At 71.6% G+C, this 15,103-nt stretch carries 12 protein-coding genes; all 12 read left to right on the top strand.

The window, feature by feature from the left end:
• The first annotated feature begins 8 nt into the window (after nucleotides 1–8).
• The 12 genes from QM779_RS01515 (at nucleotide 9) to QM779_RS01460 (ending at nucleotide 15,102) form a co-directional block, all read left to right on the top strand.
• A complete protein-coding gene (locus QM779_RS01515) occupies nucleotides 9–1,904 on the top strand; it encodes a phage tail sheath family protein (RefSeq protein ID WP_428530549.1) in 1,896 nt (631 codons plus the stop codon).
• Nucleotides 1,905–1,925: 21 nt separating this feature from the next.
• The gene (locus QM779_RS01510; protein WP_428530546.1) at nucleotides 1,926–2,378 is read left to right on the top strand and encodes a phage tail protein; all 453 of its coding nucleotides are present in this window, start codon (nucleotides 1,926–1,928) and stop codon (nucleotides 2,376–2,378) included.
• Nucleotides 2,375–4,342 carry a phage tail sheath family protein gene (locus QM779_RS01505; RefSeq protein WP_428530543.1) on the top strand — a complete coding sequence of 656 codons (1,968 nt, stop codon included), beginning with the start codon at nucleotides 2,375–2,377 and terminating at the stop codon, nucleotides 4,340–4,342. The genes QM779_RS01510 and QM779_RS01505 overlap by 4 nt, the downstream gene beginning before the upstream one ends.
• Nucleotides 4,335–4,856 carry a phage tail protein gene (locus QM779_RS01500; protein WP_428530540.1) on the top strand — a complete coding sequence of 174 codons (522 nt, stop codon included), beginning with the start codon at nucleotides 4,335–4,337 and terminating at the stop codon, nucleotides 4,854–4,856. Before QM779_RS01505 ends, QM779_RS01500 begins: the two co-directional genes overlap by 8 nt.
• Nucleotides 4,853–6,016 carry a hypothetical protein gene (locus tag QM779_RS01495; protein WP_428530537.1) on the top strand — a complete coding sequence of 388 codons (1,164 nt, stop codon included), beginning with the start codon at nucleotides 4,853–4,855 and terminating at the stop codon, nucleotides 6,014–6,016. The genes QM779_RS01500 and QM779_RS01495 overlap by 4 nt, the downstream gene beginning before the upstream one ends.
• Nucleotides 6,017–6,050: 34 nt before the next feature.
• On the top strand, nucleotides 6,051–6,239 hold the full coding sequence (locus QM779_RS01490) for a hypothetical protein (RefSeq protein ID WP_428530534.1): 189 nt from the start codon (nucleotides 6,051–6,053) through the stop codon (nucleotides 6,237–6,239).
• Nucleotides 6,232–7,317, top strand: a complete 1,086-nt coding sequence (locus QM779_RS01485) for a phage late control D family protein (RefSeq protein ID WP_428530531.1) — start codon at nucleotides 6,232–6,234, stop codon at nucleotides 7,315–7,317. Before QM779_RS01490 ends, QM779_RS01485 begins: the two co-directional genes overlap by 8 nt.
• Nucleotides 7,317–7,985 (top strand): phage baseplate assembly protein V, encoded by a 669-nt coding sequence (locus QM779_RS01480; protein ID WP_428530528.1) that lies wholly within the window; start codon nucleotides 7,317–7,319, stop codon nucleotides 7,983–7,985. Before QM779_RS01485 ends, QM779_RS01480 begins: the two co-directional genes overlap by 1 nt.
• Complete coding sequence (locus QM779_RS01475; RefSeq protein WP_428530525.1) at nucleotides 7,982–9,580, top strand: hypothetical protein; 1,599 nt, start codon at nucleotides 7,982–7,984, stop codon at nucleotides 9,578–9,580. The genes QM779_RS01480 and QM779_RS01475 overlap by 4 nt, the downstream gene beginning before the upstream one ends.
• A gap of 122 nt (nucleotides 9,581–9,702) precedes the next feature.
• Entirely contained in the window at nucleotides 9,703–13,470 is a 3,768-nt protein-coding gene (locus tag QM779_RS01470; RefSeq protein ID WP_428530522.1) for an eCIS core domain-containing protein, read from the top strand.
• 46 nt (nucleotides 13,471–13,516) lie between these two features.
• Complete coding sequence (locus tag QM779_RS01465) at nucleotides 13,517–14,662, top strand: eCIS core domain-containing protein (RefSeq protein WP_428530519.1); 1,146 nt, start codon at nucleotides 13,517–13,519, stop codon at nucleotides 14,660–14,662.
• A gap of 44 nt (nucleotides 14,663–14,706) precedes the next feature.
• Nucleotides 14,707–15,102 (top strand): GPW/gp25 family protein, encoded by a 396-nt coding sequence (locus QM779_RS01460; RefSeq protein WP_428530516.1) that lies wholly within the window; start codon nucleotides 14,707–14,709, stop codon nucleotides 15,100–15,102.
• Nucleotide 15,103 lies beyond the last annotated feature (1 nt).

Raw genomic sequence — 15,103 nt, 5'->3', positions numbered from 1 at the left:
GAGCCACCATGCCCGAGTACCTCACTCCCGGCGTCTACGTCGAAGAGACGAGCTTCCGGTCCCGTTCGATCGAGGGCGTCGCGACCTCGACCTTCGGGATGGCCGGACTCACCCGCTACGGTCCCGTCCCGTACTTCCTGACGCCGCCCAACTGGCCGCGTCCGCTCGTGATGGTGCCCGGCCCCACGCTGGTGACCAGTTTCACCGAGTTCGAGCGTGCGTTCGGCGACCTCGGCGACGTGGGCGACGCCGGCCTGGCCGACCGGCAGAACTACCTCGCCTACGCTGCCCGGGCGTTCTTCGCCAACGGCGGCCGCCGGCTGTACGTGTCCCGGGTCTTCCCGTTCACCACCGACGCCAACACCGGCGCGATCACCCTCGCAGGGAACTTCGCCGCCCTGCCGGTCGGCAACCCCGCCGTCGGCACCTTCCGGTCCCGCTGGCCGGGTGGCGCGGGCAACGAGTTCGCGGTGTCGGTGACCTTCCAGCGCAGCAAGAACATCCTCATCCCCGGCGCCAACGGCGCGAACCCGGTGCTGAAGGGCGTCCTGCCCGGGGCTGCGGTGGAGACGTTCGCAGCGGTGGCGGACATCCCCAGGGACGTCCCTGCGGTCGCCCCGGTCGCGGGCAACGTGCAGGTCGTCGCCAGGGGCGCGGACGGCACGCTCGGCTTCCGCGGCGCGGGCGGCGCGGTCACCGCCGTGCCGGCAGGGGTCGGCGCCGTGGCCCACCTGACGGTCACCGTCAACGTCCGCTGGGGCAACCAGCGGCTCGACTCCTACCCCGGCCTCGAACTGGACGCCGTGCACCCGCGGGCGCTGGCCAACGTGCTGCAGGCCGAGGACCCCGTCGACGAGCTGTCGCTGGTGTGGTTCGACACCGGGAGCGTCCCGCCCGCATCGCTGGACGCGAGCGCCCTCGTCACGGCCCTGCTCCCCCTAGCCGCCGAGGCGTACCTCTCGGGAGCCACCGAGGGCACGGCGGTCACCGCCGCCGACATCGCCGGCGACGTCGCCGACCCCGACGACGAGAAGAAGGCGGCCACGGGGCTGGCCGCCCTCGCGGAGGTCGAGGACATCGCCATCGTCGCCACTCCGGACGCGGTCCGGTTCACGCTGGACGAGCAGATCACGGCCACCAACAACCTGATCGGACACTGCGAGGCCCCGAAGTCCTACCGGATCGGCATCGTCGACCCACCCAGGGACAGCTCGATCTCGCAGGTGCGCGCCTTCCGCGCACAGTTCGACACCCGCTACGCCGCGCTCTACTACCCGTGGATGGACATCCTCGACCCCACCGCCCGGCCCGACCCGGGCGCAGCGCCCGCGTCCCTGCAGCTGCCGCCGAGCGGGTTCACCGCCGGCATCTACGCCCGCAGCGACATCGCCAGGGGCGTCCACAAGGCGCCCGCGAACGAGGTCGTGCTCGGGATCACCGGGTTCCGGCAGAACGTCACGTTCGACCGGCAGTCCGTCCTGAACCCCGAGGGCATCAACGCCCTGCGCTTCTTCGAGGGCAGGGCGAACCGGGTCTGGGGCGCCCGGACGATGAGCTCGGACCCCGAGTGGAAGTACGTCAACGTACGACGGCTCTTCCTGTACCTGGAGCACTCGATCGACCGCTCCACCCAGTGGGCGGTGTTCGAGCCGAACAACGAGCGCCTGTGGGCGTCCATCCGGCAGAGCATCGAGGACTTCCTGATCACGGTCTGGCGGACGGGCGCCCTGATGGGCACCAAGCCCGAGGAGGCGTTCTTCGTCCGCTGCGACCGCACCACCATGACCCAGAACGACCTCGACAACGGCCGGATGATCTGCCTCATCGGCGTCGCCCCGACCTACCCGGCCGAGTTCGTGATCTTCCGCATCGGCCAGTGGACCGCCGACGCGCAGCAGAGCTGACCACCACGAGGCAGGTGAACCATGGCAACCAGAGACAACCCGTACGGCGCGTTCAACTTCCTGGTGAAGCTGGGCGACGAGGGCGGTGAGGCGCAGATCGTCGGCGGCTTCTCCGACGTGAGCGGCCTCGGCAACGAGATCAAGTACTCCGAGTACCGCAACGGCAACGACACGGACAACCACGTCCGCAAGGTGCCCAACATCAACAGCACGGACGACGTGACCCTCAAGCGCGGCGTGATCGGCGACCTGCGGCTGTTCAGCTGGCTCAAGGCCCAGCGGGAGGGCGACCTCGACCCGCGCACGGTCACGATCACGCTGATGGACGAGTCCCGCCAGGACGTGTGCTCGTGGGTGCTGCGCAACGCCCAGCCCAAGAAGTGGGTCGGGCCGACGCTGGCGGGCAAGGGCGGCGGCGAGGTGGCGATGGAGGAACTGCACCTGGTCGCGGAGCAGATCGACTTCAAGTCGTGACGCTCACCGCCGGGCTCCGGACGCCGGGTCACCCCGGCGTCTTCCTCGCGCCCCCACGGACGCCGGACGGGCTCGGCAGGGTGCGGCTGGACATCGCCGGCTTCGTGGGTGTCGCGCCGCGGGGACCGGTGGACGAGCCGGTGCTGGTCACCCGCTGGTCGGAGTTCGTGCAGGCGTTCGGCGGGCTCGACCCGGCCCCGGGCGGGCCCGTCCGGCTGCTGCCGTACGCGGTGGCCACCTTCTTCCGCCAGGGCGGGGAACGCGCGTGGGTGGTCCGGCTCGCGCCCCACGCTCCGGACGCGGCGCCCACGACGCGGGCGACGGCCCTGTTCCGGATCGGCACGCCGGGAGACAGCGGGCCCGCGCCGGTGCTGCGGGCGTCGAGCGAGGGCGCCTGGGGTAACCTGCTCCGCCTCGTCCTGACCTTCCAGGTGGGGCAGCGGGGCGACGCCGTCCGGGAGGCGCAGGACGCCCTGCGGCTGCCGCCGGGAACCGTCGTGACTCCGGGGACGCTGCTGCGGCTGTCGGTCCCCGGCCACCCCGAGGCGACGGCACTGCGCTGGGTGGACCGGATCGACGAGCGGCTGGCGCGCGGCGACCGCCCGCGGGTCTGGCTGGACGCCCCGCTGGCGGTAGGCCCCGGCGAGACGGTCACCGGCGAGGTCGTCACCGGCACGCTGCAGATTGACGAACCCGGGCGCCCCGGCGAACGGATCACCGGCCTCGGGCTGCACGCGGGCCATCCCCGCTGGCTCCCCTCGGTGCTCGCCGGCGAACCCCACCTGGTCGTCGCCACGGACGACTGGCCCACGACACTGGAGCCGGACGTGTCGCTGGGTCCGCTGCGCGTCGACCTCGACGTTCCCGGCGTCGACCGGTCGCACCTGATCGACGCAGACTCCTTCTTCGACCCCGACTCCGACGACGGCGACGACCTCGACGAGGACGAGACCCCGGACCGGCTCGCGCGGCACGTCGGTGTGGACCGGGTCGCGCGCGTGGACGAGATCGGGCTGCTCTGCGTCCCCGACCTGGCGTGGCGGCCCTACGAGCCCTCGCCGCCCCCGCCGGCATCGCACCCCACGGCGCCGCGGACGTGCTGCTGCAGCGCGTGCGACCCCGCCCGCCCCGAGCCGGAGCCGACCCCCGTGCAGGCCGCGCCCCGCGGTCTCGACCCACGTGCGCCGGCCGACCTCGCCGAGCTCACCCGCCGCCAGGCGCAGGTCGTCGACATCGCGTCGCGGCGGCAGCGGTTCGTCGCACTGCTCGACGTGCCCGACGGGCTCTCACTCGGCCAGGTCACCGCCTGGCGCGCCCGCTTCGACTCCGGCTACGCGGCCGCCTACCACCCGTGGCTGGCCGTGGCGGGGGCGGACGGGACCGCCGTCGCCGTGCCGCCGTCCTCCTTCGCGGCGGGCATCATCGCCGAACGGGAGCTGCGGCTCGGCCTGCCGTGGGGGCCGGCCAACGAACTGGCCAGGGACGCGGTCAGGGCGGAGGCCGTCGTCACCGACGCCCTCCACGACCGCCTGCACGGGATGGGCATCAACGTCTACCGGGCCGAACGGGACGGGTTCCGGCTCACCGCCGCGCGGACCCTGTCCACCGATCCGGACTACCGGCAACTCAGCGTCCGGCGCCTGATGACCATGCTGCGGCTGAGCCTCGAGCGAGAGACCCAGTGGCTGGCGTTCGAGCCGAACACCGCCGAACTGCGGGAACGGCTGCTGCGCACGGTGACCGGCTTCCTGCGGGGGCTCGCCGCGCGCGGGGCGTTCGCAGGGCGCACCGAGGCCGAGTCGTTCTTCGTCCGGTGCGGGGACGACCTGAACCCGCCGTCGTCCCAGGCGCTCGGTCGGCTGGTCACCGAGATCGGCGTCGCCCCGGCCCAGCCGCTGGAGTACATCCTCGTCCGGATCGCCCGCGACCCCGACGGCAGCCTCTCGGTGACCGGCGATGAGTGACGTCTTCCTGCTGCCCGCGTTCCGCTTCCGGGTCACCCTGACCCGGGTGGTCGGCGGCGGGACCAACAGCAAGGCGGCCGCGCCCCTGGACCCCGGCGTCCTCGATCACGAGGGCCAGTTCGCCGAGTGCAGCGGCCTCGACCTGGAGGCCGACGTGAAGGAGTACCTCGAGGGCGGCCGCAACGACCGGGTCGTCCGCCGGGTGGGCCGGGTGAAGCTGGTGCCGATCGTGCTGAAGCGCGGGATGTTCTCCGCGGACGCCCGCTCCACCGCCGACGCCGCCCTCTGGACGTGGCTCACCCACATGGTCAGCGGCCGGCTCCCCGTGACGCGCTACGACGGCCGGATCCAGGTCTACGGTCCCCATCTGCGCACGCCGCTCGCCACCTGGACCTTCGATCGCGGCCTGCCGCAGAAGGTGACCGGGCCGACCCTGAACGCGAAGACCGGCGAGATCGCGATCGAGGAGTTGCACATCGTCCATGAAGGGCTCCGGATGGAGGTGCGGGGATGAGCGACGTCGCCACCGCGACGCTGACCCGGCTCAAGCAGGTCGCGGCGAAGGGCAAGGACGGCAAACCGTCACTCGAGCCCGACCCCGAGGGCGTCTTCAAGGTGCAGTTCAACCCCACCACCCTGAAGATCAGCCGGTCGAACAACATCGACAAGGGCGGGGCGACGACCAACACCCAGAAGCGCGTGATGCCGTCGGTCCAGTCGGCCACCCTCTCCTTCGACCTCGAGTTCGACACCGCGGAGGGCGACGAGGACGGGAACCCGAAGGACGTCCGCGTCCTGACCAGGATTGTGCGGCAGTTCGCCGAGCCGACCGAGGACAAGCCGAAGGAGCCGCCTCCCGCGGTCGAGTTCGTCTGGGGCACGTTCCGGTTCAAGGGCATCGTCACGCAGCTCACCGAGGAGCTGGACTACTTCTCTCCCGAAGGGCTGCCGCTGCGGGCCAAGGTGTCGGTGACCATCACCGAGCAGAACCCCAAGTGGGAGGCGTCGAAGCTCGTCCCCGGCTCGCGCACCACGACCCCGCCGTCCGGGGGCCGGAGTTCGACGTCGGCGGGTGGCGCCGCGGCACCCTCGCCGGTCCCGGGGCACGGTCCCGGCACGAACCCCACGTCCAACCCCGCCCTCACCGCCCTCGCCCACGCCGGCGAGAGCGTCCAGCAGCTCCTCACGCGCCTCGACGCCGACCCGGCCACCTGGCGCTCGGCAATGGCCGGCCTCGACAGCCCGCTGTCGCTGGCCGCGGGCACGCAGGTGCAGCTGGGTGCCTCCGTGTCGGCATCGGCCGGCATCGGCGCGGACGGCGGCTTCACCGCCAGCGCAGCCGTGAACGATCTCGCGCAGGCCCGCGCGGCCCTCGGGCTCAGCGGGATCGGCTCGCTGGGCCGGGGCGCAGCGGCCGAGGCCGGGGCGGGCTTCGTCCTCGCCGAGGCGGGCGGCGTGGGGACGGCCTCCGCCCGGGTGGACGTGGACGCGGTCGCGTCCGCGCAGGCCGGGGCCAGGGCGTCCTTCGCCGTGCCCGCCGTGGGCGCGGGGGCGTCCGGCGGGGCGTCGGCCGCGGCGATGGCGTCGGCGGATCCGCGCGCGCTCAGCTACGGCCGCGGCATCCCGCTGCGGGCGCGGGCCGGCGGTGACGCTGCCGCAACGCAGGGACGGTGACACTGCTGGCGGAGCACCGGAGGGAGGTGGCGCGATGTCGGTGCACGTCGGCGAGATCCACACCGAACTGACGGCGGGCGGCGCTGCCGCCGAACGCCCGGCCGGCCCGGACGCGCCCGAGGGGGAACGCCGGCCCGGAGCCAGAGACGACCAGTGGCGCCTGTCCCAGGCCCGGGTGAGGCAGCTGGGGCGCCGGGTGCGCGCGGAGGACTCCGATGACTGACCCGTTCCTCGGCGTCGCGTCCCCGGTGTTCACGATCTCCGGCGATGTGGTGCCGGCGCTGGCCACCGACTGCCTCCTGCTGGCGGTCGAGGAGGGCGTGGAGGGGTTGCGCACCCTGGAACTGCACCTGGCGGGTACCGGCATCGGCGCCCCGGGGGCGCCGGGCGTGCAACGACACCTGGACGGCAGCATCTTCGACTTCGGCACGGACCTCACGGTGGCCATGGGGACCGACACGAACCAGCGGACGGTGTTCGACGGCACGGTCTCGGGCATCGAGGTGGTGTACGGCGACAGCGGCCAGCCGGTGGTCGTGATGCTGGCGGAGGACCGGCTCATGCGGTTGCGGATGACCACCCGGATGCGCACCTACACCGGTGTCACCGACGCCCAGGTGGCGCAGCAGATCGCCTCCTTCCACAGCCTGGACGCGGACGTCGCGGTCGACGGTCCCCGCCACGACGTGCTGCAGCAGGTCAACCAGAGCGATCTGGCGTTCCTGCGTGAACGCGCGCGACTGCTCCAGGCCGACCTCTGGTGCGAGGGCACGACCCTGCACCTCAGCGACCGGCCGTCCCGCAAGGGCCCGAAGGTCACGCTCGTCAATCGGGGCAGCCTGCTGAGCTGCCGGATCACCGCGGACCTCGCCCACCAGCGCTCGCGCGTCACGGTGGGTGGCTACGACGCCCGGACGAAGGCCGTGATCGACCAGCACGCCGACGGCGACGCCATCCGTGCCGAGGCCTCGTCCGGGCGCACCGGGCCCGAGGTCCTGGATGGCGCCCTCCGCAGCCGACCCGCGTTCCGGGTGCGGGAGGTGCCGCTGACCACGGCCGAGGCGTCCGCCTGGGCCCGCACCCAGATGCTGCGCAGGGCGCGCCGGTTCGTCGTCGCCACGGGACTCGCCCGGGGGAACGCCGAGCTCACCGTGGGCACCCAGCTCCGGCTGGAGGACGTGGGGGCACCGTTCGACGGCGACGGCTACTACGTCACGCGCGTGCGGCACACCTACGACAACGTGAACGGGTTCCGCACCACTTTCGAGGCGGAACGGCCGACCATCAACGAGGTGTCCTGATGGGCCTTCCGGAGCCGGTCGACGGCCAGGGACCCCGATTCTTCGGGGTCTACCCCGCGCTGGTCACGCAGCTGTACGGCGACCCCGACAAGCTGGGCCGCGTCCAGGTGCGGTTCCCGAGCCTCGGCACGGACGGTGACAACGACGTCCGGGCGTGGGCGACGCTGTGCAGCCCGTACGCCGACGCCGACCAGGGCTTCCAGGTGCGACCCGAGAAGGACAGCCAGGTCGTGGTCGCGTTCGAGGCGGGCGACTTCCGGCGTCCCTATATCGTGGGCGCGGCGTGGAACGGCACCACCCCGTTGCCGGACGAGCCGAAGGCGGCCAACAACATCCGGGTGCTGCGGACGCGGGCCGACAGCCGGCTGGAGTTCGACGACACGGCGGCAGCTCCCAAGGTCGGCATCACGATGAAGGCAGGCCACAAGGTGGTGCTCGACGAGGGCACGCAGGAGATCACGATCGCCCACAAGGGCGGCTGCACGATCACACTGACCGCGACCGCGGTCGAGATCACCGCCAACACCGAGGTGAGCATCACGGCACCGGAACTGAACGTGAACGCCGCCACGTCGAACTTCAGCGGGGTCGTGAACTGCACGACGCTCAACGCGAGCGTCGGGATCACATCGCCGCTGTACAGCCCGGGAGTGGGGAACATCTGGTGAGCGCCGGCTTCGTGTTCCGCTCCCCCTGGTACGACCGGGTGCGGGAGGGCATCGACCTGCGCGCGCCGCAGGCGTTGCGTCCGCGCCTCCAGATGTACGACAGCGCGCAGTTCGTCAAGCAGCTCCTGCGGGACCCGGCGGACAGCGTCCGGTTCGGCGCCGACGACGTCTGGACGTACCCCGTCCCCGCGACGCCGTCGGTGACCGACAGCACGCGGCTCCGGCTGGCGACGTCGAAGCTGGTCAGGACGAACCTTCGCAAGCTGTACCAGCCCAGCCACCAGCGCTTCTACGTGGTGGTGGTCGAGCTGTTCTGCGACGTCCCCGGCCTGCCGAGGGCCGGGTCGCACACCGAACTGACCATGAGGTTCCGGATGCGGCGGCTGAACACGTCACTGACGGCGAAGGGGCGTCCGGCGCGGCGGGTCGCCACACAGTTGGTGCACGCGCTGGCGACGTCGCAGGGGATCGAGACCTCCGGCACCGCGCCCGACGTCAGGGACGTGTGGTGGGCGGACGTGGCGTGGCGGCGCCGGTTCGAGGCCGAGTTCGCCGACGACCTGGCCGGGATCGGCGCGCACACCGACGTCCAGGAGTGGCTGGTGGGCCGGCCGGGACGCGGCCGCTGGCGGACCGTCGACGACGCCGACGACCCGGTCCTCGAGGAAGAGGAGGAGGAGACGCTCCCGATGTGGCGGCTGCCCGTCCGCGAGCGGGACGCGGACTGCGAGGCGGCGGGGACGCGGTCGCTGTGGTTCGGCGTCGTGCCGACGTTCTCCGACGAGCACTGGCTCGCGCCGCAGCCGGGCGGCAGGCCGCCGCTGCCGGAGCCGAAGCTGGACGACCACGCCATCTACGAGATCGAGTGCATCGCGTCCCAGCCACGTCCGGGGTGTCCGCCGCTGAGGTGGGTCAGCACGCCGACCGAGCCGTTCCGGCTGGCCGACCCGATGGACCCGGCGGGCACGAAGAACCGGAACGTGACGATCACGCTGCCGGACCTGCGCCGGCTGGCCGCGCGAGCCGGGGAGCCGCAGGGCCCGGGAGGGGTGCGGATCGTGACGCCCCCGGACTCGCAGCTGATGGTGAACCCGTTCAAGGGCATCCCCGGGTCGGGGGCCGGCCGGGTGGGCGCGGGAGCGGCGATCTGCACGTTCGCGATCGAGCTGTTCTTCCTGGTCGCGTTCTTCCTGTTCCTGCTGTTCCTGCCGATCGTGGTGCTGGCGTTCCAGCTGTGGTGGCTGCTGGCGCTGCGGTTCTGCATCCCGCCCAGCATCGGCTTCCAGGCCACCGCCGACTTCATCGCGACCGGCAAGCTGCTGGCCGACGTGGGCGCGGACGTCGACATGCGGGCGGCGTTCAACATCTCGCTGGGCAACGACTTCACCGCGTTCGCGCCGGGCGACCGGACACCGGACTGGGTCGAGTCGCTGGACTCCGCGAAGGACCCGGGCGGCACCCCCGTCCTCGCCAACGACTCGAGCCTCACCCACGCCGTCCTGGTCGCCACCGACCCCAGGGACGCCGTCCCGGACACCCCTCCGCCGCGCGAGGAGAGCCCCGCCGACCCGCTGTGCCCGGTTCCCGGACCATGAGCGTCGCGCCGCCGGAAGCCACCGCGACCCCGGTGCCCCCGGTACAGCGAACCGGCCACGGTTCCGCGCCGACGCCGGTGGCCTCCCCACCCACAGTGCGTGCGGGAACACTCTCCTCCCGCATGGCGGTGAGCTCGCCGAGTGACCCGCTCGAGCGCGAGGCCGATCGCACCGCCGAGCGTGTACTCCGTGGAGAGCCCCCCTACCGGTCCCGCGCCGGCAGCCCGTCCCTGGCCGTTCAGCGGGCGGCGAGCGGAACGGCACCGGCCGGGGTCGCGCAGGACCCCACGCCCGACGATCCGGGAGTGCCGCTTCCGGACGCGGTGCGCTCCTGGGCGGAGCCGGGACTGGGCACGAACCTGTCAGCTGTTCGGGTGCACGCCGACCACTCCGCTGCGACCGCGGCAGACCGCGTCTCCGCGGAGGCGTTCACCGTGGGTGAGCACGTCACGTTCGGTGCCGGTCGCTTCGCCCCTGGCACCAGCACCGGCCAGCGGCTGATCGCCCACGAACTGGCCCACGTCGTGCAGCCGTCGACGTCCGACGGCCGCGGCCACGTGCACCGACAACCCCGACAGCCGCCGCCGCCCGAGCCCGACCTGGCTCCCCAGGAGGCCGCCTTGCGCGACTCCAACCTGGTCCTCCACTGGAAGGCGCTGGAGGAACTCGCGACCATCGCTTCCGCGCGCGCCTTCGACCTGATCCTGACGCGCGTCGAGGACAAGTGGGACGCCGGCCATGCCCTGGAGGCCGCCGTGATCTTCTTCGTGTTCCAGCCGGACGTCGCGCTCTCGCGCCTCGAGTCGGCGACCAGCGGCGCCGGCGCCTCCATCACCACCCTCAACGGGCTCCTGGCCTCTCGTGGCAATGCCCGCGGTCCCGCCGTGGACGTCGCGTTTCGCAAGCTCGACGACTGGATCGTGGCGAAGGACCGGAGAGAGGGTGGCGCCCTCACCCGCGTGCTGCAGCGTCGGCAGATCGAGACCACCGTGCAACGACTGCGCCGGACGATCGCCCACTCGTTCTGGATCACCACGGACAAGCTGCCCGGTGGTGCGGCCTTCGTCGCGGCGGCAGACGTGCTGCTGGCCGGTCTGCCAACGCGGCCGGAGAGCGACATCGCCGGCTTGAACGCCGCCGTCCTGACCGCCGACCCCCTGGTCACCAGGGTGGAGCGACGCGTCGACGAACTCATCCACCGCAAGGTCTCCCTGATCGTCGACGAACACGTCCCGTTCGATTCGGACGAGGTCAGGTTCATCGACGAGGAATTGGTGAAGCCGTACGACGACGTGCTCGCCAAGGGCTCCGATTTCAGCGCCATGACCTCCGCCGTCGCGGTGGCGGACTCGGCGTACCGCAACCAGGCCTCGCTCTACCAGGCCACGAAGGTCAAGAAATTCCGCGAGATCTGGACGGCGCTTAAACCGCCGGACTCGCAGTGGCCGACGAAGAACACGAGCGGGCTACGCGCGAGCGCCCAGACCCTCTACGCGCTCTGGGAGAACCACCAGGCCAACCTCAAGCCTCGCATCGAATCGCTCCTGACCCGCCACGAAGCGGGCGAGCGGCTTCCGCTCACCGACGTGGCCGAGGTCCAGCGCGACCTGCTCACCCTGCAGATCGAACGGGCCGCCGTGAACGACTTCCTGAGCATGTTCCTGCTCTATGAGGAGATGTGCCGGATCGAACCCAAGGGGGTGAGCAGGCACGTCGTGATGGACTTCGAGGACCTCAAGACGAACGCACTCTCGTTCGCGTCGACGATCCAGCACGCCGTCACCGGCGGAAACCTCGCGCCGTACGTCTCACTGACCGACAACGTCGAGTTCCGGCTGATCTTCGACTTCGCGAAGTCCCGGGCCGAAACCATCCAGGACCAGCAGCTGGCGCTGGAGATCGGCGTGCTGGCACTCAGCTTCCTCGCTGGATTCGGAGTCGGACTCCTCGCCAGGAGTGGCGCGGCCCTCGCCTTCGGCGCCGAGGCCATCGAAGCGGGCACCATCGGCGCCCGCGTGATCGCGGGCGCCGAGTTCGTCGGCAACGTGACCGCGTTCACGCTGTCCAACGAGGCGTTGAACTCTGCCGCCTTCGGAACGAAGTTCGATGTGGCCGGGCTTCCGGCCAAACTCGCCGAGAACGCCGTCATGTTCGCCGTCTTCGGTGGGGCGTCGCGACTCACTGCGGGGATCGGGAAGGGCGCGACCTCCACCCTCGGCGCGGTTCTGGGTTTCAGCGCACGCCAAGGCGCCAACATCGCCCTCTTCGCCGGGATCGGGGCGCTCAGCCAGCGCGTGTTCCAGGGTCAGTTCCCCTCGGACTGGAAACGTTTCCTCTTCCAGTCCGTGGCGTCGTACGTGATGCTCTCTGCCCTTGGTGCGTCCCTCGGCCCGATCCGGGCCCGCGTTGACGCGAAGACGCTCGGCCCTGCACTGTCCGCGCGAATGGAGACGCTCGACGCCCGGCAGGCCGCCCTCGGGAAGCGGCTCCAGGAGATCACGGGGACGGATGCCGCCGAGGCGGGAGCCACCAAGGCGGAGGCCGAGGCGCTGCGCAGGCAGATCAAGGACCTCATCGGAGACTACGGGCGCCTGATCGACTTCCTCAGGACCGCCGGCCAGATCAAGGCGACCGACGCCGATCTGCTGCGGGACGCCCTCTCCGGGACCGAGAAGGCGATGACCGACGCGGTGCTCACCGCCGAACGCGCCCGCATCGTTGTCCTCGACCGCCTGCCGGACCTGCGTCCGGCCGGCGACGGGATCACCTACCGCTACCCGACCCGCAAGGCGGGGCGGGGCAGGGGCACCTCCACTCGAGCTCCGAGCGGCCTCGACACCGCACTCGCTGCCTTCCGCGAGGCCCGCTACGAGGTCGAGACCGACGCCGCGTCCGGCGAGATCAGCGTCTTCACACCCGGGCGCGGCGAACTCGTCGCCCGCTTCGTCCCGGATGTGGCGGCCATCCCCGACGCGGCGGCCGAGCCGGGCAAGGCCCCCCGCCAGGCCAAGGAGCTCAGTGAGTTCCTCCGCCGGAACGGGTTCGAGGAGTGGGAGATCGTGGGGCTCGGCGACGAGGATGCGAAATCGTTGCGCGCCCACAACGCGCGCCGCGTCGCCCGCCTGCTCGAGAAGCTCACCCTCGCCGACCTGCGCGCCCTCGCCCGCGCGTTGTTCGACTCCGGCGCGGTGCTCAGCGAGCGAATGACGAAGCAGATCCTCGAGCACGTCCAGGCCGGAAGGATGCAGGACTTCCTCGAGGGACACGCCGCCGCCGATCGGCTCTCCAGCGACACCACCGGACCGGGGCCCGGCACGGAGATCGACGCGCAGCACGCAGCGAACTCCGGGTTGACCGTCCTCGACAGCAATGTGCGCAAGCCGCGCAGCACGGGTTCGGGCGGGGCGCCGCCGCTGTGGCGGCTCGCGGAGATCCACACGGGCGTCGCGCTCGCCGCGCAGTTCGGCGGGGAGTGGGTGCCGGGGCGAAGGTTCCAGGCACCGGGCACGGAGAAGGGTGAGACCCAGCTCAGCACCGTGCCCGAGTTCTACCGGAAGAGCTCGAACACCGCTGTCGAGGTCAAGCGCTGGAACCTGGCCGAACTCGGGATCGACCCGCAGAGCCCGGGAACCCGGACCACACCGTCGGCCGGTTCTGTCGAGCAGCTGCAGCGGGCGGCCAATCAGCTGGGCAGCAGGCGCTGGAACCTTCCCGGCAATGACCAGGGGGTCGCGCCGGCGCAGCAGTGGCTGGTGCTGGACGTGCGTGGTCAGGGGCTCACGGATGTCCCGAGCGCTGCGAAGAGCATCAACGCCCTCCTGGTCGAGTACAGGATCACCTACGACAAGGTCATGGTCCTGACCAAGGACGGGCTGGTCACCATCAAGTGACTTCCCGGTGACGTCCGGACAGCACAGGCATTGCGACAGGAGGCCGATGAGGATCACCAAGGCCCGACCGCGCGACGAGGGCCGGGATGACGCGGTCCCCGGGCATGTTCGCCGCGTCATCGCCGAGCCCGGCGAGTCGCTCGAACCCGGAACCCGCTCGGCCATGGAGCACCAGCTCGGCGCCGGGCTCCAGAACGTGCGCGTGCACGACGGCACGGAAGCCGCGGCCAGCGCCCACGCGATGGATGCGCTCGCCTACACCTCGGGCGAACATGTGGTCCTCGGGGCGTTCCCTGCACCCGGCCCGGAGCACGACCGGCTCCTGGCCCACGAGCTGGCCCACGTGGTCCAGCAGCAGCGGGCCACGTCCGCACCGACCTCGGTGGTGGACGAACCGCATGCAGAGATCGAGGCGCAGGGGGTGTCGGACGGCGCCGCGACGGCCCTGACCCCGGCCAGATCGGCCATCTCACGGGCACCCACCAGGATCGGTACGGCATTCACACACCCCAAGGGCGCCACGAGCCGTCTGTCGAAGGTCCACGCGACCTTCGACGGCGCGACCTTCACCCTGCTCGACGGGACGACCCCGATCCTCTCGCACGCCGCCCAGTCCGGTCGGCCGGTCAGCGTCCGCTCTGCCGACGCAACCGCCTGCAAGGGGTCCACGTCGGACTCGTACCTGAACAACCCGCTCTACGTCGGCATCCAGGACTTCGGCCCCATCCCGGAGGGCGACTACCGGTTCACCCTCAGCGCCTTCGCGACGTTCTCCGCCGCCGAGCAGCTCACGATGATCTCCGGCGGGACGTTCACCGATCCCTTCGGGACGTCGCTCCACGGTGGGGACTGGGGATCGGGACGCGCGCCGCTCACGCCGGTGAAGGTCGTTCCCGCACCGCCAGGCTGCGGAAACACGGCGAAGCGGAGCGGGTTCTACCTCCACGGTGGATCCCTCCCGGGTTCCTCGGGGTGCATCGACATCGACAACGACGGCATCGACTCGCTCCTGAAGCTGCTGGTGGGCTACCGCAAGGACATCCCGGTCAAGGTCACCTACACCAGCGCCGCCCCCTCCGTGGGCTGGGGCACTCGTCGACTGGGCGGTTTCACCTATCCGACCGACGACAAGGGCCGGCCGATCAAGGACCCGAGCATCTGGGACCGGCTCAAGAGCGCCACCGGCGACTGACGCCGGCGACGCCTCCGTGACGCCCGCCGGACCACGATCGAGCCATGGTGGACGTGGTGGAGGTCTGGACGGGGACGGGGATCCGCCTGCCTTTCCTGCCGGCCGAGGGCGACGGCGGCCTCGACTGGCTGGGCGGGCTGGACCTGATCCGGCAGTCGGTCACGACGATCCTCGACACCGAGCCCGGCGAGCGGATCATGCTGCCCGGCTTCGGCTGCGGGCTGCGCCGCTACCTGATGGCGCCCAACACCGTCACCACCCGCACCGGCATGGCCGACGACATCCGCTCGGCCCTGGAGACGTGGGAGCCCCGCATCCGGGTGCTGGACGTGTCGGTCACCCCCGGCGACGACCCCTACCTGGTCTGGGCCGACATCGCCTATGTGCGGCGCGCCGACCTGCGCGCCGACAATCTCGTCTACCCGTTCTACCTGCGGTGAG

This window comes from Propionicimonas sp. (genome assembly GCF_049840635.1).
Classification (GTDB): domain Bacteria; phylum Actinomycetota; class Actinomycetes; order Propionibacteriales; family Propionibacteriaceae; genus Propionicimonas.
Note: the sequence above shows the minus strand (reverse complement) of the source record. Positions and strands in the feature narration are given on the sequence as shown.

What these genes read in the sequence shown, in the direction of transcription:
- QM779_RS01495 (WP_428530537.1), top strand. Translation starts at nt 4,853, where the DNA reads ATGAGCGACGTCGCCACCGCGACGCTGACCCGGCTCAAGCAGGTCGCG.
- QM779_RS01480 (WP_428530528.1), top strand. Translation starts at nt 7,317, where the DNA reads ATGGGCCTTCCGGAGCCGGTCGACGGCCAGGGACCCCGATTCTTCGGG.
- QM779_RS01510 (WP_428530546.1), top strand. Translation starts at nt 1,926, where the DNA reads ATGGCAACCAGAGACAACCCGTACGGCGCGTTCAACTTCCTGGTGAAG.
- QM779_RS01470 (WP_428530522.1), top strand. Translation starts at nt 9,703, where the DNA reads ATGGCGGTGAGCTCGCCGAGTGACCCGCTCGAGCGCGAGGCCGATCGC.
- QM779_RS01485 (WP_428530531.1), top strand. Translation starts at nt 6,232, where the DNA reads ATGACTGACCCGTTCCTCGGCGTCGCGTCCCCGGTGTTCACGATCTCC.
- QM779_RS01515 (WP_428530549.1), top strand. Translation starts at nt 9, where the DNA reads ATGCCCGAGTACCTCACTCCCGGCGTCTACGTCGAAGAGACGAGCTTC.
- QM779_RS01465 (WP_428530519.1), top strand. Translation starts at nt 13,517, where the DNA reads ATGAGGATCACCAAGGCCCGACCGCGCGACGAGGGCCGGGATGACGCG.
- QM779_RS01460 (WP_428530516.1), top strand. Translation starts at nt 14,707, where the DNA reads ATGGTGGACGTGGTGGAGGTCTGGACGGGGACGGGGATCCGCCTGCCT.
- QM779_RS01490 (WP_428530534.1), top strand. Translation starts at nt 6,051, where the DNA reads ATGTCGGTGCACGTCGGCGAGATCCACACCGAACTGACGGCGGGCGGC.
- QM779_RS01500 (WP_428530540.1), top strand. Translation starts at nt 4,335, where the DNA reads ATGAGTGACGTCTTCCTGCTGCCCGCGTTCCGCTTCCGGGTCACCCTG.